Origin of the sequence: Caballeronia sp. ATUFL_F2_KS9A (assembly GCF_023630765.1) — a bacterium.
Lineage (GTDB): Bacteria > Pseudomonadota > Gammaproteobacteria > Burkholderiales > Burkholderiaceae > Caballeronia > Caballeronia zhejiangensis.
This window is the reverse complement of sequence record NZ_JALQEK010000083.1, coordinates 1-247: the sequence shown is the minus strand read 5'-3', so window position 1 is coordinate 247 and position 247 is coordinate 1. Positions and strand designations below refer to the sequence as shown.

At 62.3% G+C, this 247-nt stretch carries 1 protein-coding gene; it reads left to right on the top strand.

Annotated features, from left to right (window positions below; genetic code table 11):
* Window positions 1-247: beta-ketoacyl synthase N-terminal-like domain-containing protein (locus NCS67_RS31845; protein WP_250437938.1), on the top strand; the 247-nt coding region annotated here is incomplete at both ends.

Below are 247 nucleotides of genomic sequence, written 5' to 3'. Positions count from 1 at the left end.
CCCGAACGGGGAACTGCAAGACCTTTGATGACGGAGCCGACGGGTACTGTCGCGGTGAAGGCATCGGGACCATCATCATCAAGCGCCTCGACGACGCCATCGCCGAGAAGGACCCCATCCTGGGCGTCATACTTGGGGCGTACACGAACCATTCCGCCGAGTCGGAGTCCATCACTCGACCACACGTCGGTGCTCAGCGCGCCATCTTCCGCAAGATCCTGAACCAGGGCGCCGTGGACCCTTACAC